Below are 17,763 nucleotides of genomic sequence, written 5' to 3' on the forward strand. Positions count from 1 at the left end.
CAGCAGGCGCGCGCTGGCGTGACGACGGCGCGATGAATGCTGTACACGCAACGTTTCCAGTTTTTATCGCCGCTGCCGAAACCGTTCTCCGGATGATAGCAACATGAACATGCTCCGGAACTTTCGCTTGTTGACAGATTCTACAGAATCGCATGCATGCAACTATGGCATGAAGGGCTTTTCATGCTTTATCGAATCAATTTTTCCAGGAGAATTACATGATGAAATGGACTATCCCTTTAGCATGTGCATTGGTACTGGCGGCATGCAGCTCGCCCGGCGGATCCGGCTCCAGCATGGGCAGCTCGGGCAGCAGCACCACAGGCAGCAGCGCCTCGGGCAGTTCCGGTTCGTCCGGCACCGCGGGGACTTCAGGCGCTTCCGGCTCCTCCGATACCTCCGGCGCGTCGGGTTCGTCATCCGGTTCTTCCAGCACCTATCCGAGCGGCTCCGGTTCGTCGAGCACTTATCCGAGCAGCTCCGGCTCATCGAGCACCTACCCGAGCGGTACCGGCACGACCGCACCGAGCGATTCGAGCTCGGGCACTTCCGGCAGCATGCCGGGCACAAGCGGATCGTCGACCAGCACCCCTGGCATGACCAATCCCGGCACCGAGTCCAAACCGGCACGCGGCGGCGACAGCAGCTCGCAATAAGCAATCCATCCGGCGGGCGGCAGGCCATGGAACGAATTGGTCGGACAGCCTTTACCAGTGCATGCGGCATGGCGGCTCGCCGACCAGGCAGACTGTTTTACCTGCCGCATGCCGCGCTGCCAGCCCTTTGCACGATCCCTGTTCAACGTTTACGTCTTGCCGCATAGCGCACCTGATCGACAACCGGTGCGCGGCCATTTCCTGATTTGCCCGCGGACGCCCTTGCCTTAATGGCCAACCCTCCGCCCGCGCGTCCGCCGCATCAAGCGGCACGCTCGTGGGCAAGCAGAAACTGCTTGCGCGGCAATCCGCCCGCATAACCGGACAGCGCCCCGGAACTGCCGAGCACGCGGTGACAAGGCACGATGATCGACACCGGATTGCGCCCGATAGCGGTACCGGCGGCACGCACCGCATTCGGTCTGGCGATACGCTGCGCAATCGACTGGTAACTTGTGGTGGCGCCGTACGGCAGCGCCAGCAACGCATCCCATACGTCACGCTGGAATGGCGTGCCGCCGAGGTCCAGCGCGACGTCGAACGTACGACGCCGGCCCGCGAAATATTCGTCGAGCTCAAGCGCGGCACGGCGCACGTGGGGATGCGCGCCGTCGTTGCACCATCCCTGCGGGCCGATGAAGTACTTGTGCTGCTCGAAATAGAGCCCGCACAAGCCGCGCTCGGTCGCGGCAAGCAGAAGAGTGCCGAGCGGGCTGCGATGTTCGGAGTAATAGATCATGTTTATCCCATCCATAAGGCCAGCGCCGCGTAGCCGCGCCAGGGCGACCAGGCAGCGGCGCGCGCCGCCAGTTGTTTTTCGGTGAGGCGCTCGCCGTCTGCAGCCGCGGCCTTTTGCAAGCCGAGGTCGCCGGCCGGGAAGGCGTCGGGAAAGCGCAGGGCGCGCAGCGCGACGTAATGCGCGGTCCAGTCGCCGATGCCGCGCACCGATTTCAGGCGCTCGACGGCTTCGTCGAGGCAGATGCCCGGCCGCATCTGCAATCCGCCCTGCGCGGCGAACCGGGCCAGTTCCGCGATCGTCTGCGCGCGCGCGCGCGGCAAGCCGATCGCGCCGATGTCTTCCGCAGCCGCCGCCAGCGTTTCGGCGCGCGGGAAGTGATGCGTCAGCGGCGCGAACGGCGTGACAGCCGCATCGCCGAAGCGGACGACGAGGCGGCCGGACAAGGTGGTGGCGCCGGCTACGCTGACTTGCTGGCCGAGCACCGCGCGCACGGCCAGTTCGAACGCATCGAACGCGCCGGGCACGCGCAGGCCGGGCCAGCGCCCGATGCGCTCGGCGAGCAGCGGATCACGGCACAGGTGCGCATCGATTACGGCGGGATTGGCATCGAGGTCGAATTGCGCGCGCACGCGCGAGAGCAAAGGCATGAGCAGCGGCGCCAACGCCGCGTCCGCCTCGACCTCCAGTTGCGCGCGCCGCGCCTGATGCGTCACGCGCAGCCAGCCTTGCAGCTCGCCGAGGCGCACGCTGCGCATGTATGCTTGCTGCCCGTTCTCCTCCAGCACGGCCTCGACGCCGGGAATGGCGCGCCCGGCAAGATAGGAGACCACGCGCTGCCACTGGAACGGTGGCCGGTAGGCAAGCCGCAAGGTCAGCGCGGCGCGCGGTGCGGGCCCGGCGGCGGCCGGCTCGACGGCGCGCCGGATGGCTGTCGGCGCGATGCCGTAGCGTTGCGAAAACGAAGCGTTGAAGCGCCGCACGCTGCCAAAGCCGGCGGCATACGCGACTTCGGCCATAGGCAAGGAAGTTTCCTGCAACAGTTTTTTTGCGAACAGCAGGCGCTGTGTCTGCGCCAGTTCGATCGGCGTGACGCCGAAGTGTTGCAGCAGCACGCGCCGCAGCTGGCGCGACGACAAGCCGACTTCCCGCGCCAGCCGCTCGAGGTCACCGTCGTTCAGTGCGCCGCCGGCGATGCGCTGCCAAACGGCGTGCGCCAGATTTTGCTGCAGCGCGTACGGCGCCAGTTCGGGGCGGCAGCGCAGGCAGGGCCGGAAACCGGCGGCTTCGGCGGCGGCTGCCGAGCCGAAGAACTGGCAGGAAGATTCGCGCGGCGTCTTCACGGTGCAGACCGGCCGGCAGTAAATGCCGGTCGTCTTGACGCCGGTGAAGAACACGCCGTCGAAGCGCGTGTCTTTCGCCGCCAGGGCGCGGTAGCATGCGGCGCGATCGAGCGTGGCAGCGCCGGCTGCCGGATTGTCCATGGTGTTTTCCATGGAGTCGTTATACGCGCCGGGCCGGCCAGCGTCTAGCCGTTTTCGGACATCATTCGCCGCGCATCTGCCAGCTGAAGCGAATGCGGATTACGCCAGGAACAGCGCAGCCAGCGCGAGCGCAGCCGGCACGGTTTGCACATACAAGATGCGCATCTGTACGGTAAGCGCGCCCCAGATGCCGGCCACCGTCACGCATGCCAATCCGAACACAGTAAATGCATGGGCAATGGCGACGTCGGGATGCATGAAGCCGACTGCCAGCGCCGCCGCCAGGAAGCCGTTGTAACAACCCTGGTTCGACATGGCTGGCGCAAGAATTTCCGCCTGCGCACCGCTCAGGCCGAAGGCCTTGCGGCCGCGCGTCTTGAACAGCACGGTTTCCAGCAACACGATATAGACATGGATCGCCAGTACGAGACCGGCAAGAATTTTGGCAACAAGCAACATGAACGCGCTCCAGGTTGAAATGGCAAAAGCAACAATACATAATTACGTTATGCCAGTCAAAACGGATAATAGAAAGAACATTCCAGAAATGCCGCACGACGCCGCCCGCCCCGAAGAAAAACGCGACGGAAGAAAAGAGAATGCGGCTGCCACGCAGGCAGCGTTGCGCGCCGCGGGAAAGGACTTGTTCGCCCGGCTGGGCTATGAAGCGACCTCGGTCGGCGCGCTGTGCGTCCAGGCCGGCGTGACCAGCGGCGCGCTGTATCACCATTACGGCGACAAGAAGGGCTTGTTTGCCGCCGTCGCCGTGGAACTCGAATGCGGCATGGTGGCGTTGGCTATGCGCGCCCGGCAAGCCGCACTCGCCCGAGGCGGCGGCAGCTGGGACGGCTTCATCGCGGCCATCGATGCCTTGCTTGCCGCCGGCGTCGATCCCGGCCTGCGCCGCATCGGACTGGTCGAGGCGCCGGCCGTGCTCGGCGCCAGCGGCTGGCAGGCAATTCGCGAACAGCACGGGCACGGCGCCATGACGCGCGTCATCGAAGACTTGCAGCAGGCGGGCGTGTTCGGTCCGGGCGATCCGAAACGCCTCGCCTGGCTGGTGCTGGGCTTGATTTACAGCGCGGTCCAGACGCTGCCGGACGAAGAAGCGGCAATCGAGGCGGCGCTGGCGGATGCGCGCCGCGCGCTGCACGCGATGTTGCGCGGACTGTGCGACGTGCGCCCGTAAGGGCCGGGCCGGGCCGCGCCTGTATCCTGTGCGGCAACGCTTGTGGCCCGGTCAACCCGGCAGGCCACACGCTTTTTCGCTTTACGCTACACTCGATTCCTCTTTTTTGACCATCGAGGTTCCGTCATGCTGACCGCCACCCGCGCGCCGCAACTGAAAACCGTCCTGATCGCCAGCGGCATGGTGCTGACGCTGGCCATGGGCGTGCGGCACGGTTTCGGTTTCTGGCTGCAGCCGATCTCGCAGGCGCACGGCTGGACGCGCGAAACCTATTCGCTGGCCATGGCGCTGCAAAACCTGCTGTGGGGCGCGTTCGGCCCGTTCGCCGGCATGGCCGCGGACCGTTTCGGCACCGCGCGGGTAGTGATTATCGGCGCCTTGCTGTATGTCGGCGGGCTGGTATGGATGGCACTGGTCAACGAGCCGACCGCCTTCGTGGTCGGCTCCGGCGTGCTGATCGGCGCGGCGCTGGCCTGCACCGCGTTTGGTGCCGTTTCCGGCATCATCGGCCGCACCGCGCCGGAAGTGAAGCGCTCGTGGGCGTTCGGCATTTCCTCGGCCGCCAGCTCGCTCGGCCAGTTCGTGATGATGCCGGTCGAACAGCAACTGATCTCCTCCACCGGCTGGCAGAGCGCGTTCTACATCCTCGGCGCGCTGGTGGCGCTTGTGATGATTCCGATGGCGTTCGGCCTGCGCGAGCAGCCGATGGAAAAGGCCGGCGGCCCGCAGCAGAGCATGGGGGAAGCAATTCGCGAAGCGTTCGCCTACCGCCCCTTCCTGCTGCTGGTGGCCGGCTATTTCGTGTGCGGCTTCCAGCTGGTGTTTATCGGCGTGCACATGCCGTCCTACCTGAAGGACAAGGGCATCCTGGACCCGAACGTGGCTGTCGTGGCGCTGGCCCTGATCGGGCTGTTCAATATCTTCGGTTCCTATTACGCCGGCAAGCTCGGCGGCTTTTTGCCGAAGCGCTATCTGCTGTCGAGCATTTACCTCAGCCGCACCATCGTGATCGCGCTGTTCCTGCTGGCCCCGCTCACGCCCTGGTCGGTGTATGTGTTCGCCGGCGCCATGGGCTTGCTGTGGTTGTCGACGGTTCCGCTCACCAACGGCGTCATCGCCGGGATTTTCGGAGTGAAATACCTGTCGATGCTGTCGGGCTTCGTGTTCTTCTCGCACCAGGTCGGCAGCTTCCTCGGCGTGTGGCTTGGCGGATATCTGTTCACCAAGCAAGGTAACTACAACACGGTGTGGGGCATCACGCTCGCGCTCGGCGTGTTCGCCGCACTGGTGAACCTGCCGATCAACGAGCGCGCGATCAAGCGCCAGCCGCTGGCCGCGGTGGCCTGAAGCCATGCACGAACGCATCAAGCGCCTGCTGCTCGGCGCCGCGCTCATTGCGGTGCTGGCGCTGGCGTTCGCCGCCTACCTGCGACCGGGGTTCGTGTTCGACCTGGCGAACCGGATCGTGCTGTGCTTCTGACCCCGCCAGGCGTCACAGAATAGAACGACCGTCTTAATCGGAGTATCATCTCTCCTCGACATGCCCGCTGCGCGCCTTATCGGCGGACAAAATGCGTTCGTCGATATCTCGCTATGCTCGTCACGCAATCCGCTTCCCCGATATCGTCGGCTCGCAAGCACACATTTCAATCCATAACGACAGAGGACCCAAAATGGCAAATACGAAGGACGTAGTAATCGTCGGCGCCGCGCGTACCGCAATCGGCACTTTCGGCGGCTCGCTGAAGGATTTTTCCGCCTGCGACCTGGGCGCGATCGCGGTCAAGGAAGCGCTTGCGCGCGCCAAGGTCGAACCCGCGCAGGCCGGGCAGATCGTGTTCGGCAACGTGATCCATTGCGAGCCGCGCGACATGTATGTTTCGCGCGTGGTCGGCATCAACGCCGGCATGGCCAAGGAGTCCGCCGCGCTGACGCTGAACCGCCTGTGCGGCTCCGGCCTGCAGGCGATTGTCACTGCCGCCAACGCGATCCAGCTGGGCGACACCGAGATCGCCATCGGCGGCGGTGTGGAAACCATGAGCCGCGCGCCGTATTTGACCTCGGCTGCGCGCTGGGGCCAGCGCATGGGCGACTTCAAGATGATCGACATGATGGTGGGCGCGCTGTCGGATCCGTTCGGCGCCGGCCACATGGGCATTACCGCGGAAAACGTTGCAGAGAAATACGGCATCTCGCGCGAAGAGCAGGATGCCTTCGCCTTGGAAAGCCAGAAGAAGGCATTGGCAGCGGTTGCCGCCGGCCACTTCAAGTCGCAGATCGTGCCGGTCGAAGTGAAAGGCCGCAAGGGCGTGACGCTGTTCGACACCGACGAGCATCCGAAGGCCGATACCACGCTGGAGTCGCTGGCCAAGCTGAAGCCGGCGTTCAAGAAGGAAGGCGGCACTGTGACCGCCGGCAACGCTTCCGGCCTGAACGACGGCGCGGCGGCCTGCGTGCTGATGGAAGCCGGCGCGGCCGCCCGGGCAGGATTGCAGCCGCTGGCGCGCCTGGTGTCGTATGCGGTGGCCGGCGTGGAACCGTCGATCATGGGCACCGGCCCGATCCCGGCGGTGCAGCTGGCGTTGAAGCGCGCCGGGCTGTCGCTCAATGACATGGACGTGATCGAATCGAACGAGGCGTTCGCGGCGCAGTCGCTGGGCGTCTGCAAGGGCCTGGATCTCGATCCGGCGCGCACCAACCCGAACGGCGGCGCGATCGCGCTGGGCCATCCGCTGGGCGCGAGCGGCGCGATCATCACCGTCAAGTGCCTGTACGAGCTGATCCGCACCGGCAAGCGCTACGGTCTGATCACGATGTGCATCGGCGGCGGCCAGGGTATTGCCGCGATCATCGAGCGGCTCTGATGCCTGGAGGGTGCCGCGCGCTGGCGCGGCACCCATACCGGCGGCACGGCGGCCGATTCCGGTTGCCTGCAAAAGTACACTGGCGCATGGACATTTCTCTGCAAGAACTGGAGCAGGCGATCAATTATTGGCGCGCGCTGCGTCCGTCGCATGGCGAGGAATGCGCGTTGTCGCCCGAAGTCAACGCGCTGGCGACGGTGTATGCAAAGATGATTTTCACGCGCGCCCACAGCATTGCATTCGACTCCCTCGATCAGCCGGCGCAGCAGCTGCTGGACGCCTGGCGCCGGGAACACGGCATTTAACAGCGTGCCGAAGCCGCCGCTCAATGCCCGCGTCCTGCCTGCGCGGGAGCGGCAAGAAGGTCCGCACGCGGATAGTCCCAGCGTGGAATAAATTCCGTACAGACGCGATCGCCAGAGTGCGCAAGCGCCATCGCCGTGAAATTCCCCTGCGTTGATGTGCCGTAGCGTGCATCAAAGACGGTTGCCTCGTTCACGACCGGCGCACGCGCAAACCGCAGCCAGGCTTCGAAAAAGCAGTTTTCCGCTTTCAGCCGGCGCAAGCGTTCCAGGCTGCCGCGCTCTTCCCATGTCAACACGATTCCAGGCGCATGGTGCGCGTGCGCGCTCTCCTCCCACAGGCTGGACGGGCAGGCGGCCACCGGCGCGATGCCGGGGGCGATGCTGACGACGCCGCGCCGCAGGCGGTAGCTGCCGTTTGCGCTCTTGCTTTCAACTGACACGAAGGCCCAGCAAAAGGGATTGCTCGGAAACGCCGTCATGGCAGCGTCGACCAGCCGGCTTTCGGCGTCGATACCGTGCAGGGCTTGCGCGACATTCTCCCGCGCCCGCGTGGAAGACATGCCTTGCACGGCGACGAAGCCCAGGCCGACGGCCATGGCCAGGACCAGGCCCCTCCTGCCGCGCTCGCCGGCGCGCTGCTGCGACACGGCCGTCGCCATGGCGATCGACATCAGCGCCGCATACGACGCCCATGACAGGAAGCCGCGCGCGGCAAAGTAGAACGGCACGCCGGCCAGCAAGGCCATGAAACCAATTTTCAGCGCACGGCGCGGCAGCAGCATGATCATCGGCGCGCCGAAGGCCATCCAGAACACCGGTTCGACGATGAACACCATGTCGCCGTAGAACCAGCGCGAATCGAAGGGGTGAAACGGATGGAGCCCGTACGAATTGAGGAAATCCATCGACAGGTGCAGCATAAAACCGAGGGCCAGCATCAGCAGGAAGCCGGTTCGCGCGGCGACGCTTTGCTTGAGCAGTTCGCGCGCCGAAGGCCAGAGCATCCGTATCAGCAGCCACAGCAGCAGCGCCTGCGGCAAGGCATACAGCAGCGTATGGGTATGGCCGCGGTGATGCAGAAGATAGCCGAGCGGCGCAGGCAGCAACGGCGTGAGGAGCAGGTCGAGATCGGGAAAGTTGCTGGCGGCCCAGCCGGTAAAAAGAAGCAGGCGCCGGCGTGTGCGTTGCTGTTGCGGCGTGGCTTCGTCGAACAGGCTGCGGTGCAGGAATTCGCCGGCGGCCAGGCCGACGACCGAATGCGAAAGATTATCCATTGCGCAATTCTTGCACAGCTTTGCGCGGGATAACGGAACGGTGCGCCGGCGTGCCGCCGCTTTTTTACATCACGCCGCCAAGTGCCGCGCCTGCCGCTGCACGGCCGCGTCGGCCTTGCCTGCGGCCTGCGCCTTCATGCGCAGGTGCCGCTTGCTCATCTGTCCCGCGTAGTCGCTGTCGAGCGTGGCCTCCACCATCGCGGCATCCATCCCGCGCGCGCCCAGCCACTCGGCGATCAGCGCGACCAGGCGTTCCAGCGCGATGCGGTGCGTGGCGTCCGTCCTGGCGTACAGCCAGTCCGACAGCTGCATGAAATTGGCGAATGGCGCGTCGGCCAGGATCAGCGGCAGCGTGTTCGCGAAGCGGCCCGAGTTGGCGACCATGTCCCAGTAGCGCGAAAACCGCACCAGCCGCTGCATCGTCGCAAAGTCGATGCGGTCGTTGGCGAGGATCGAATACGGCGGGTAGGGATCGAACACCATTTGGTAGGTGTCGGTGTGGCGGATGATCGGCGTGCCGCGCAGGCGTTTCAGAATGCCGAACTGGATTTCGTGCGGGCCGAGCGCGACCAGCTTGTCGAAGCCGCGCGCGAAGCTGTCGAGATCTTCGCCCGGCAGCCCGGCGATCAGGTCGACGTGCAGGTGGGCGTGCGAATGCTCGCCCAGCCAGCGGATGTTGGCGGCCGCCTTTTCGTCGTCCTGGCGACGGCTGACCAGCGTCTGGACTTCCGGGTTGAAGCTCTGGATGCCGATCTCGAACTGCAGCGTCCCGGGCGGGAACCGCACGATCGCCTCCTTCAATGCGTCCGGCAAGTGGTCCGGCACCAGCTCGAAATGCGCGTACACCGGATCGTTCGGTGCGGCGGCCAGCTTGTCGAGGAAGAACTGCATGATCTTCAGGCTGGTCTTGATGTTCAGGTTGAAGGTGCGGTCGACGAACTTGAACAGGCGCGCACCGCGCGCATACAGCGCTTCCATTTCGGCCAGGAAGGCGTCGAGCGGGAACGGCCACGCCGTCTTGTCGAGCGACGACAGGCAGAACTCGCACTTGAACGGGCAGCCGCGCGAGGCTTCCACGTACAGCGTGCGGTGCGCGATGTCGTCGTCGGTGTAGAGCGAGTACGGCAGCTTGATTTCCGCCAGCGGCGGCTGCGCGCCGGCGTGGATCTTCATCAGCGGCTTGGGACCGTCGAGGATCTGGCGGCACAGCGAGGCGAACGTGATGTCGCCCCAGCCGGTGATGACGTAGTCGGCCAGCCGTGTGATGCTGCGCTCGGCGGTTTCGTGCGAAATCTCCGGGCCGCCCAGCACCACGACGACTTCGGGCGCGACGCGCTTGAGCAGCGCGACGATGCGCTCGATTTCTTCCACGTTCCAGATATAGATGCCGAAGCCGACGATGCGCGGCCGGTAGGCGAGAATGCGCTCGACCACCTCGGCGGGCTTGGTGCCGAGCACGAATTCATGTAGTTGCGTGGCTTGCTGCAGGTCGCCCATGTTGGCGAGCAGGTAACGCAGGCCGAGCGCGGCATGGGAATAGCGGGCGTTGAGGGTGGCGAGCAGGATAGTCATGGTGCGGAAGGCAATGGCGGCGAGCCGCCATTTTACGCGTGCGGCTCCGGCCGTGCGCGGAAGGCCGGCAATTCCCTGGGTGAAATGCCGGTCGGGCGCCGTTTCAGGCGCCCGGCGTCAGAACGTCAGAACTCTTCCCAGTCGTCGCCGCCTTTGGCCGGCGCGCGACGCGTCGTTATTGCTGCCGAGGCCAGTCTGGCCGGCTGCGGCCGTCCGGCCGGTTTCGGGGCGCGGGCCTTTGGCGCTGCCACCGCATGCGTGCCGGCAATCTTGAATGCCCCCACCACCTGCACCAGGTTGCTCGCCTGTTCCTGCATCGCTTCCGAGGCGGCGGCGGCCTGCTCCACCAGCGAGGCATTCTGCTGGGTGACTTCGTCCATCTGCGCGATGGCCTGGTTGATCTGCTCGATGCCGGCGGTTTGCTCGTGGCTGGCGGCGCTGATCTCGCCCATGATGTCGGTGACGCGGCGCACGCTCTCGACGATTTCCTGCATGGTGGCGCCGGCCTGGTCGACCAGCCGCGCGCCGCTGTCGACCTTGTCGACCGAGTCGTTGATCAGGGCCTTGATTTCCTTGGCCGCCGACGCCGAGCGCTGCGCCAGGTTGCGCACTTCCGACGCCACCACGGCAAAGCCGCGTCCCTGCTCGCCGGCGCGCGCGGCTTCCACCGCGGCGTTCAACGCCAGGATATTGGTCTGGAACGCGATGCCATCGATGACGCCGATGATGTCGACGATCTTCCTGGCCGAGTCGTTGATGGCGCCCATCGTGTCCACCACCTCCGCCACCACCGCGCCGCCCTTTTGCGCGATGCCGGACGCCGAGCTGGCCAGCGTGTTGGCCTGGCGTGCGTTGTCGGCGTTCTGCTTGACGGTGGAGGTCAGCTCTTCCATCGAGGAGGCGGTTTCCTCCAGCGAGCTGGCCTGCTGCTCGGTGCGCGAGGACAGGTCGAGGTTGCCGGCCGCGATCTCGCCGGAAGCGTTGGCGATCATGTCGGTGCCGGAGCGTACCTGGGCCACGATGGAAGCCAGGTTGTCGCGCATCTTGCTCATGGCATACAGCATGCTGCTCTGGTCGCCCGCACGCAGTTCGACGTCGACCGTCAAGTCGCCATCGGCGATGCGCCCGGCGATCGCTGCGGCGTACTCCGGCTCGCCGCCCAGCTGGCGCAGCAGGCCGCGCGTGATCGCGAAGCCGATCAGCGCAGCCAGCATCACCGTCGCCAGCCCCAGCACCACCATCAGCGTACGCGCGCTGCCATGCGCCTCGTCCGCGTCCCGTCCGGCAATCTCCATCAGTTCGACCTGGAACTGGATCATGTTGCTGAGCGCTTCCTTGTAGCTTTTCAGTGTCGGGCGCAGCTCATTGCTCAGATAAGTTCTTGCTTCCGCCGCCTGCTCCTGGTTGATCAGCGCGATCAGCTTTTCCTGCCCGGCGATGTAGGCGGTGCGCGCATCCTTCACCTTCTGGAGCAATTCCTTGCCTTTCGGCAGGACAATCACCTTCTCCAGCCTGTCGACGTCGGAGGCGGTCGCCTTGCGCGCGTCGGCGATGTCTTGCGCCTGTTTTTGGCGGTCATCCTTGCTATCGGTAAGCATCATGTTGCGCAGTGCGATCGCGATGCGGTCGGTTTGCGCCTGCATGTCGCTGGCCATTTCGATCTTGGGCCAGCGCTCTTTGATGATGCCCGACGTGGCCGCGTTCAGCTCGCGCAGTTTGACGAGGCCGATGGCAATAATCACGACTAACAGGATGCACACGCTGCCAAAGCTGAGTGCGAGGCGCGTGCCGACTTTCATGCTGGAATTATTCATTTGTCACTTGCGAAAGGTCTGTTGCCGCACACAGGAAGAACGCTGCCGCTGTCCAACGGGTGCATTCTTTGTATCGAAGCAGGATGAATGTAAAAAATTGATATAAATCAATATTGCTACTACATCAGCGGGCTAGGCAAGCAGTATTTCCATTTCACGGGCGAGCGACGCGAAATTCCAACGCACGCCATCATCGCGCGCTGCGAAGATGACAACACCACGGCCTTCGCAGTATCAGTCGTGCGGCGGGCCGCCACGGGCTTGTGCCTGCGCCCCGGCGCGAAACTCCTTGGGCGAAACGCCGAACCAGCGGCGGAAGGTGCGGCCGAAATTGGATGTATCGAGATAGCCGAGCCGCTCGGCGATGGTCTCGACCGGCAAGCCGGTATGCCGCAGGAACCATTGCGCGCGCTCCTTGCGCACTTCGTCGAGCAATGCCTGATAGCTGGTGCCGCACTGCTTGAGCTTGCGTATCAGGGTGCGCGCCGACATGTGCAGTTCGTCCGCCATGCCGTCGCATCCCGGGTAATCGCCTTCGCGCGCCGCCAGCCGCGCGCGCACCTGCTGCGCCAGGTCGCCGCCCGGTCCGCGCTGGGCGAGCGCTTGCTCGCAGTCGCGCAGCGCGGCGGCATAGGCCAGCGGATCGGCGGTCAGGCAGGGCGCGGCCAGGAGCGCGCCCGGGAAACGGATCTCCATGCAGGCGGCGTCGAACACGATCGTGCCGGAAAAGCGCGACGCATAGGCGGCATGCCAGGGAGCGGCCGGATACGGCACCCGGTATTCCAGCTCGCCCAGCGCATCGCCGACCAGCGCTTCGAGCACTTGCACCAGCAGCACCGAGGTCCCTTCCAGGATCGGAATGCGCACGTCGCCCAGGTCGAAGCGCTCGCGTATCTGCAGACACGCCACCGGCCCGCCGGTGAGCAGGCGCATATCGAGCATACTGGCGCGCAAGACCGAATAGCGCACGATCACGTCCAGCGCCTGCCCCACATCCTTGCTGGCCATGGCTGCGTAGCCGACCGGGCCGTGCGCGGAAACCGGCACCGATGCACCGATTTCCATGCCAAGCAGCGGCGACCCGCTCAACTCCAGCGCAGACAGGATCAGGCGGCGCATCTGCGCAAAGCTCAGCGAGCGGCTGGCGTCGAGCAGCTGCGGCCAGGTCAGGCCGGTACCGGACAGCAGGCGCGACAATTCCACGCCGCGCTTGCGCAGATGCATGCACAGCAGCCGCGCATAGGCGGGATGAACGGCGGGCTGAACCCAATGGGCGGGAACGGTCATTGTTTCAAGTTTGAAATTGAATGATGGCGCGGGGCTGCGCATGGCCATGACAGCGCACCGCTTTTCATGCTGTCACATTTTGACGAAAAATTGCCAGTTCTTGCGGTGTGCGGCTGCGCTATATCAGGAGATGCTGTGTCCTCCAAATATTACAAGAAGGACATCATGGAGACACTCTCACCGCCGGCCGGCGCGGCCGGCTATCGCGACTCGAAACGTTACGCCTGGCTGCTGTCGCTCCTGATGCCGGCACTTAACGGCGCAGGCCCCCTGCTCTACTACCTGTGGCACGACCCGCTCGTGCTGTGGGCGCCGGTCGTGCTCAGCTACGTGCTGCTGCCGGTGATCGACCTGGCGCTCGGCCGCGACCGCAGCAATCCGCCCGAGGAGATGGTGCCGGCACTGGAAGCAGACACCTACTACCGTTACGTCACGTATGCGCTGGTGCCGCTGCTGTGGGGCGGATTCATCTTCGGCGTCTGGTTTTTCACCACGCACGACTTGCCGTGGCATGCGCAGCTGGCGGGCATCATCGCCACCGGCGGCATCGGCGGCTACGGCATCAACCTCGGCCACGAGCTGGGGCACAAGCGCGCCGACACCGAACGCTGGCTGGCAAAGGTCGTACTGGCGATGACCGGCTACGGGCATTTCTACATCGAGCATAACCGCGGCCACCATCGCGACGTCGCCACGCCGGAAGATCCGGCCTCGTCACGCATGGGCGAGCCGATTTACCGTTTCGTGCTGCGCGAAATGCCGGGCGCGCTGCAGCGCGCATGGCTGCTGGAGAGGGACCGCCTGCAGCGCTGCGGCCAACCGGTGTGGTCGCTGCACAACGACATCTTGCAGCCGCTCTTGCTCACGCTGGTGTTCTTCGCGCTGATGATCGCCTGGCTCGGCTGGCATGCGCTGCCGTTCATGCTGGCAGCAGCCTTCTGGAGCAATTTCCAGCTTACCTCGGCCAACTATATCGAGCACTACGGCCTGCTGCGCCGCAAGCTCGCCAACGGCCGCTACGAGCCCTGCCAGCCGCACCATTCCTGGAACAGCAACCAGCTGTTCTCGAACTGGGCCACGTTCCACCTGCAACGCCATTCCGACCATCATGCACATCCGGTGCGGCGCTACCAGTCGCTGCGCCATTTCGACGATGTGCCACAACTGCCGAACGGCTATTTCGGCATGTTCGTGGTGGCCTATATTCCGCCACTGTGGTTCTGGATCATGGACCGGCGGCTGCTGCAGGCGGTCGGGCGCGATCCGGCGCGCATCAATTTCGATCCGAAGCGGCGTGCGCGGCTGATGGCTCGTCATGGCCTGACGGCGCGACAGTCCAGCCAGGAGGCGTCATGACCTACTACTCCTGTCCCGTATGCAATTACATCTATGACGAACAAGCCGGCGAACCGCGCGAAGGCTACCCGCCCGGCACGCCGTGGAGCGCCATTCCCGACGAGTTCACCTGCCCGGACTGCGCGGTGCGCTGGAAAGGAGAGTTCGTGGCCGCCAGCCCGCAGGAAGCGGGCGGCCGGCACTTGCCGACCAATTAATTTCCATCCAACAATTTCTTACGCAATCCCGCCCTGCCGGGCCGGCCGGCTTGGCAGAAGGAATGACTTTTGCTGAGATATCCTGGCCGGTGCGGACGCATGACACAGCGGGAACTGATAATCTGGCTAAATCCGCATCCGGCAACGACATAAACATAAAAATGCATGGTAAATGCGCGTATGATCGATTCATGCGCGCCTCAAAATAATTGCAATCAAGACGCGACCGGATGGCACAGGTGTCCTGTTTCAAAACGACACAGTGTTCCAAAATGGAGCAACTTGGCGAGCAATAACGCGGCCACATGCCGCAAAGGAGACGGAGTTGGAACAGGTAAAAGCTGGCACGCCGGCCGCGTTCGGCGAAGCATTTGCACAAATGGCAACGCCTGCCGCGGTGCCGGGCGCAGCGCGCTTCGGCGCACTTGCCACGGACGAGCGCGGCGCCATGGTCGAAAAATCCCACCGGCGCTCCGCCGCCTACGGCCTGGGCAGCGCCGACAATCCGGAATTTGCCCCTCTGAACAATTCCGACCTGTCGCTCGTCATCGAGCACAACCGCGCGCTGTACAAGTACGCGCTGCCGGTGATGGAGACGCTGTACGAACAGATCATCAATACCCACAACATGGTGATCCTGACCGATGCGCAAGGGGTGATCATGCATACCCTGGGCGACGACGACTTCCTGGAAAAGGCCAACCGCGTCGCGCTCACCGCCGGCGTGGCATGGTCGGAACAGAAGCGCGGCACCAACGCGATCGGCACTGCCATTGCCGAAGGCATCCCGACCCTGGTGCATGCCGACGAACATTATCTGCGCGCCAATCACATCCTGACCTGCTCGGCCGCGCCGATCTTCGACCCGCGCGGCGCGGTGATCGGCGTGCTGGACGTGACCGGCGACCGCCAGAGCTTCCACCGCCACACGATGGCGCTGGTGCGCATGTCGGCCCAGATGATCGAGAATCAATTGTTTACCGCCGCCTACCAGGACGGCATTACGCTGCATTTCCACACCCAGCCGGAATTCATCGGCACGCTCATGGAAGGCATCGTGTCGTTTACGCCTGGCGGGCGTTTCGTGTCCGCCAACCGCAGCGCGCTGTTCAATCTCGGACTGTCTCCGCAAGCGCTGTCTGTTCATACGCTCAACTCCCTGTTCGGCCTGGGTGTGTCCGCGCTGCTCGATCATTACCGCACCGCCGCCCCCGAGCTGCTGCAGATGTGCCTGCCCAGCGGCGTGCGCGTGTACGCCAAGGCATCGGTGCGCCTGTCCAACAGCACCATCTGCGGCGCCGAACTGGTGCGCGCGCCGGCAGCCAGCACGCCGCCGCCCCGGCGCGCCGAGCAGGCGCAGGACGATGGCGGACGGCGCCTGTCCAGCCTGCGCTACCTGAACACGGGCGACCCGCAGGTCGCCGCCATCATCGGCAAGCTCACCAAGGTCAACGGCCGCGACATCCCGATCCTGATCAACGGCGAAACCGGCACCGGCAAGGAGTTGCTGGCGCAGGCGATCCACAACGATTCGCCGCGCGCGAACGGGCCTTTCGTGGCGGTCAACTGCGCGTCGATCCCGGAAACGCTGATCGAATCCGAACTGTTCGGCTACGAGGACGGCGCCTTCACAGGCGCGCGCAAGAAGGGCTCGATCGGCCGCATCCTGCAAGCCAACGGCGGCACGCTGTTCCTGGACGAGATCGGCGACATGCCGCTGAACCTGCAGGCGCGCCTGCTGCGCGTGCTGCAGGAGCGCATGGTCACGCCGCTGGGCAGCGCCAAGTCGATCCCGGTGAATGTCGCGCTGATCTGCGCCACGCACCGCAACCTGCGCGACATGATCGCCAAGGGCGAATTCCGCGAAGACCTGTACTATCGCCTCAACGGCCTGGTAGTCAAGCTGCCGCCGGTACGCGAGCGCAGCGACTTCGAGCTGGTGGTCAACAAGCTGCTCGCCTGCGAATCCAACGGCCGCCGCTATCATGTCGCACCGGACGTGATGCAGCTGTTCCAGCAGCATAACTGGCCGGGCAACTTCCGCCAGCTCACCAACCTACTGCGCACGGCCATGGTGATGACCGGCGACGACGGCGAAATCCGGCTCGAGCACCTGCCGGACGACTTCCTCGAAGATGTGCAGAGCATGAAGAAGGACAGTCCCCCGCCCTTGGCCGCCGACGCTCTCCCGGCCAATACCACGCTGGGCGACGTCGAACTGTCTGTGATCCAGAAGGCGCTGCAGGCGCACGGCGGCAACGTATCGGCCACCGCGCGCGCGCTCGGCATTTCGCGCAACACGATTTATCGCAAGCTGTGCTGACGGCGCCGGCCGCTTCGTGCGGTGCAAGGCGCCTGGGTCGGCATCGGAAAAAACCGGCGAGGCCGTAGAGCCGGAAACTGGACGCGATAGGACGAATTGCGCAGGAGTCAGGAGTCCTCGAAGCGGCGCAATTCTTCCACGGTATTGATATTGCGAAAGGCACTCGCGTCGGGAAACATCACTTCGACGAACCGCAGCGAGCGATACCACTTCTCGATTTTTCTGCCGCCCTCCTGCAGGAATGCGCTCAGGCTGGGCAGCACGCTCGCTTTCATGAGCGAGAAAACCGGATGCGTGCGCCGCTCGTCTTCCTGCGTGACGGCGACGGCGATGTCGGCGTTCGCAGCAACGAGCGCGTCGGCGAGCGTGGCCACGAGATTTTCCGGAAAGAATGGCGAGTCGCACGGCACCGTGACGAGGTATTCCGTTTCGCACCCCGCGAGTCCGGTTTGCAGGCCGGCCAGCGGCCCTTCAAAGCCACCCAATTGATCCGGCCAGACTGGATAGCCGAAGCCTTCGTAAGGGCCGATGTTCTGATTCGCGTTGATGACGATCGTCCCGACTTGGGGCGCCAGGCGCAGTATCGCGTGCAACACCATCGGTGCGCCGCGAAAAGTCTGCAAGCCCTTGTCCACACCGCCCATGCGGGAGCCGCGACCGCCGGCAAGAACCAGCCCGGTAATGCGAGAAGGTGCAATCGACATTG

Annotated in this window: 18 protein-coding genes; 8 read left to right on the forward strand and 10 right to left on the reverse strand. The window is 64.7% G+C overall.

From position 1 onward, the window contains the following. Positions 1–214: 214 nt before the first annotated feature. The 5 genes from FAY22_RS15565 to FAY22_RS15585 all read right to left on the reverse strand — a co-directional run bounded on the left by FAY22_RS15565 (position 215) and on the right by FAY22_RS15585 (position 3,335). Positions 215–436 (reverse strand): hypothetical protein, encoded by a 222-nt coding sequence (locus FAY22_RS15565; RefSeq protein ID WP_146331061.1) that lies wholly within the window; start codon positions 434–436, stop codon positions 215–217. A gap of 60 nt (positions 437–496) precedes the next feature. After that, on the reverse strand, positions 497–766 hold the full coding sequence (locus tag FAY22_RS15570) for a hypothetical protein (RefSeq protein WP_146331062.1): 270 nt from the start codon (positions 764–766) through the stop codon (positions 497–499). Positions 767–918: 152 nt separating this feature from the next. Next, a complete protein-coding gene (locus tag FAY22_RS15575) occupies positions 919–1,395 on the reverse strand; it encodes a methylated-DNA--[protein]-cysteine S-methyltransferase (protein ID WP_146331063.1) in 477 nt (158 codons plus the stop codon). Positions 1,396–1,397: 2 nt separating this feature from the next. Further along, positions 1,398–2,876: a DNA-3-methyladenine glycosylase 2 gene (locus FAY22_RS15580; RefSeq protein ID WP_146331064.1), complete on the reverse strand. Its 1,479-nt coding sequence runs from the start codon at positions 2,874–2,876 to the stop codon at positions 1,398–1,400. Positions 2,877–2,975: 99 nt separating this feature from the next. After that, positions 2,976–3,335 (reverse strand): DUF1304 domain-containing protein, encoded by a 360-nt coding sequence (locus FAY22_RS15585; RefSeq protein ID WP_146331065.1) that lies wholly within the window; start codon positions 3,333–3,335, stop codon positions 2,976–2,978. A gap of 88 nt (positions 3,336–3,423) precedes the next feature. On the opposite strand from FAY22_RS15585, the gene FAY22_RS15590 reads away from it, so the two are divergent. From FAY22_RS15590 to FAY22_RS15605, 5 genes are all read left to right on the forward strand, one after another. After that, complete coding sequence (locus tag FAY22_RS15590; protein WP_168204852.1) at positions 3,424–4,065, forward strand: TetR/AcrR family transcriptional regulator; 642 nt, start codon at positions 3,424–3,426, stop codon at positions 4,063–4,065. 126 nt (positions 4,066–4,191) lie between these two features. After that, positions 4,192–5,412 carry an MFS transporter gene (locus tag FAY22_RS15595; protein WP_146331067.1) on the forward strand — a complete coding sequence of 407 codons (1,221 nt, stop codon included), beginning with the start codon at positions 4,192–4,194 and terminating at the stop codon, positions 5,410–5,412. A 4-nt stretch (positions 5,413–5,416) separates the two neighbouring features. Continuing rightward, positions 5,417–5,545 (forward strand): hypothetical protein, encoded by a 129-nt coding sequence (locus FAY22_RS22545; RefSeq protein WP_256377335.1) that lies wholly within the window; start codon positions 5,417–5,419, stop codon positions 5,543–5,545. Between the two features lie 193 nt (positions 5,546–5,738). Continuing rightward, positions 5,739–6,929 carry an acetyl-CoA C-acyltransferase family protein gene (locus tag FAY22_RS15600; protein WP_146331068.1) on the forward strand — a complete coding sequence of 397 codons (1,191 nt, stop codon included), beginning with the start codon at positions 5,739–5,741 and terminating at the stop codon, positions 6,927–6,929. A gap of 86 nt (positions 6,930–7,015) precedes the next feature. Further along, positions 7,016–7,234, forward strand: a complete 219-nt coding sequence (locus FAY22_RS15605) for a DUF3717 domain-containing protein (RefSeq protein WP_146331069.1) — start codon at positions 7,016–7,018, stop codon at positions 7,232–7,234. A 20-nt stretch (positions 7,235–7,254) separates the two neighbouring features. Here FAY22_RS15605 and FAY22_RS15610 read toward each other — a convergent pair whose 3' ends face one another. The 4 genes from FAY22_RS15610 to FAY22_RS15625 all read right to left on the reverse strand — a co-directional run bounded on the left by FAY22_RS15610 (position 7,255) and on the right by FAY22_RS15625 (position 13,181). Next, positions 7,255–8,508: a metal-dependent hydrolase gene (locus tag FAY22_RS15610; RefSeq protein ID WP_146331070.1), complete on the reverse strand. Its 1,254-nt coding sequence runs from the start codon at positions 8,506–8,508 to the stop codon at positions 7,255–7,257. Between the two features lie 69 nt (positions 8,509–8,577). Next, positions 8,578–10,080: a B12-binding domain-containing radical SAM protein gene (locus FAY22_RS15615; RefSeq protein WP_146331071.1), complete on the reverse strand. Its 1,503-nt coding sequence runs from the start codon at positions 10,078–10,080 to the stop codon at positions 8,578–8,580. Positions 10,081–10,205: 125 nt separating this feature from the next. Next, a complete protein-coding gene (locus FAY22_RS22600) occupies positions 10,206–11,894 on the reverse strand; it encodes a methyl-accepting chemotaxis protein (protein ID WP_146331072.1) in 1,689 nt (562 codons plus the stop codon). Positions 11,895–12,128: 234 nt separating this feature from the next. Continuing rightward, positions 12,129–13,181 (reverse strand): AraC family transcriptional regulator, encoded by a 1,053-nt coding sequence (locus tag FAY22_RS15625; protein ID WP_168204853.1) that lies wholly within the window; start codon positions 13,179–13,181, stop codon positions 12,129–12,131. 135 nt (positions 13,182–13,316) lie between these two features. Between FAY22_RS15625 and FAY22_RS15630 the strand changes: the two genes are divergently transcribed. The 3 genes from FAY22_RS15630 (at position 13,317) to FAY22_RS15640 (ending at position 17,057) form a co-directional block, all read left to right on the forward strand. After that, a complete protein-coding gene (locus FAY22_RS15630) occupies positions 13,317–14,537 on the forward strand; it encodes an alkane 1-monooxygenase (protein ID WP_246860528.1) in 1,221 nt (406 codons plus the stop codon). After that, positions 14,534–14,734 carry a rubredoxin gene (locus tag FAY22_RS15635; protein ID WP_146331074.1) on the forward strand — a complete coding sequence of 67 codons (201 nt, stop codon included), beginning with the start codon at positions 14,534–14,536 and terminating at the stop codon, positions 14,732–14,734. The genes FAY22_RS15630 and FAY22_RS15635 overlap by 4 nt, the downstream gene beginning before the upstream one ends. A 379-nt stretch (positions 14,735–15,113) precedes the next feature. Next, entirely contained in the window at positions 15,114–17,057 is a 1,944-nt protein-coding gene (locus FAY22_RS15640) for a sigma-54-dependent Fis family transcriptional regulator (protein ID WP_146333474.1), read from the forward strand. 107 nt (positions 17,058–17,164) lie between these two features. On the opposite strand, the gene mobA is transcribed toward FAY22_RS15640, so the two are convergent. Beyond that, entirely contained in the window at positions 17,165–17,761 is a 597-nt protein-coding gene (mobA, locus tag FAY22_RS15645) for a molybdenum cofactor guanylyltransferase MobA (RefSeq protein WP_146331075.1), read from the reverse strand. Between the last annotated feature and the right edge of the window lie 2 nt (positions 17,762–17,763).

It is taken from the genome of Noviherbaspirillum sp. UKPF54, from assembly GCF_007874125.1.
Lineage (GTDB): Bacteria > Pseudomonadota > Gammaproteobacteria > Burkholderiales > Burkholderiaceae_D > Noviherbaspirillum.

What these genes read in the sequence shown, in the direction of transcription:
- FAY22_RS15570 (WP_146331062.1), bottom strand. Translation starts at nt 766, where the DNA reads ATGCGGCAGGTAAAACAGTCTGCCTGGTCGGCGAGCCGCCATGCCGCA.
- FAY22_RS15575 (WP_146331063.1), bottom strand. Translation starts at nt 1,395, where the DNA reads ATGATCTATTACTCCGAACATCGCAGCCCGCTCGGCACTCTTCTGCTT.
- FAY22_RS15580 (WP_146331064.1), bottom strand. Translation starts at nt 2,876, where the DNA reads ATGGACAATCCGGCAGCCGGCGCTGCCACGCTCGATCGCGCCGCATGC.
- FAY22_RS15585 (WP_146331065.1), bottom strand. Translation starts at nt 3,335, where the DNA reads ATGTTGCTTGTTGCCAAAATTCTTGCCGGTCTCGTACTGGCGATCCAT.
- FAY22_RS15590 (WP_168204852.1), top strand. Translation starts at nt 3,424, where the DNA reads ATGCCGCACGACGCCGCCCGCCCCGAAGAAAAACGCGACGGAAGAAAA.
- FAY22_RS15595 (WP_146331067.1), top strand. Translation starts at nt 4,192, where the DNA reads ATGCTGACCGCCACCCGCGCGCCGCAACTGAAAACCGTCCTGATCGCC.
- FAY22_RS22545 (WP_256377335.1), top strand. Translation starts at nt 5,417, where the DNA reads ATGCACGAACGCATCAAGCGCCTGCTGCTCGGCGCCGCGCTCATTGCG.
- FAY22_RS15600 (WP_146331068.1), top strand. Translation starts at nt 5,739, where the DNA reads ATGGCAAATACGAAGGACGTAGTAATCGTCGGCGCCGCGCGTACCGCA.
- FAY22_RS15605 (WP_146331069.1), top strand. Translation starts at nt 7,016, where the DNA reads ATGGACATTTCTCTGCAAGAACTGGAGCAGGCGATCAATTATTGGCGC.
- FAY22_RS15610 (WP_146331070.1), bottom strand. Translation starts at nt 8,508, where the DNA reads ATGGATAATCTTTCGCATTCGGTCGTCGGCCTGGCCGCCGGCGAATTC.
- FAY22_RS15615 (WP_146331071.1), bottom strand. Translation starts at nt 10,080, where the DNA reads ATGACTATCCTGCTCGCCACCCTCAACGCCCGCTATTCCCATGCCGCG.
- FAY22_RS22600 (WP_146331072.1), bottom strand. Translation starts at nt 11,894, where the DNA reads ATGAATAATTCCAGCATGAAAGTCGGCACGCGCCTCGCACTCAGCTTT.
- FAY22_RS15625 (WP_168204853.1), bottom strand. Translation starts at nt 13,181, where the DNA reads ATGACCGTTCCCGCCCATTGGGTTCAGCCCGCCGTTCATCCCGCCTAT.
- FAY22_RS15635 (WP_146331074.1), top strand. Translation starts at nt 14,534, where the DNA reads ATGACCTACTACTCCTGTCCCGTATGCAATTACATCTATGACGAACAA.
- FAY22_RS15640 (WP_146333474.1), top strand. Translation starts at nt 15,114, where the DNA reads ATGGCAACGCCTGCCGCGGTGCCGGGCGCAGCGCGCTTCGGCGCACTT.
- mobA (WP_146331075.1), bottom strand. Translation starts at nt 17,761, where the DNA reads ATGTCGATTGCACCTTCTCGCATTACCGGGCTGGTTCTTGCCGGCGGT.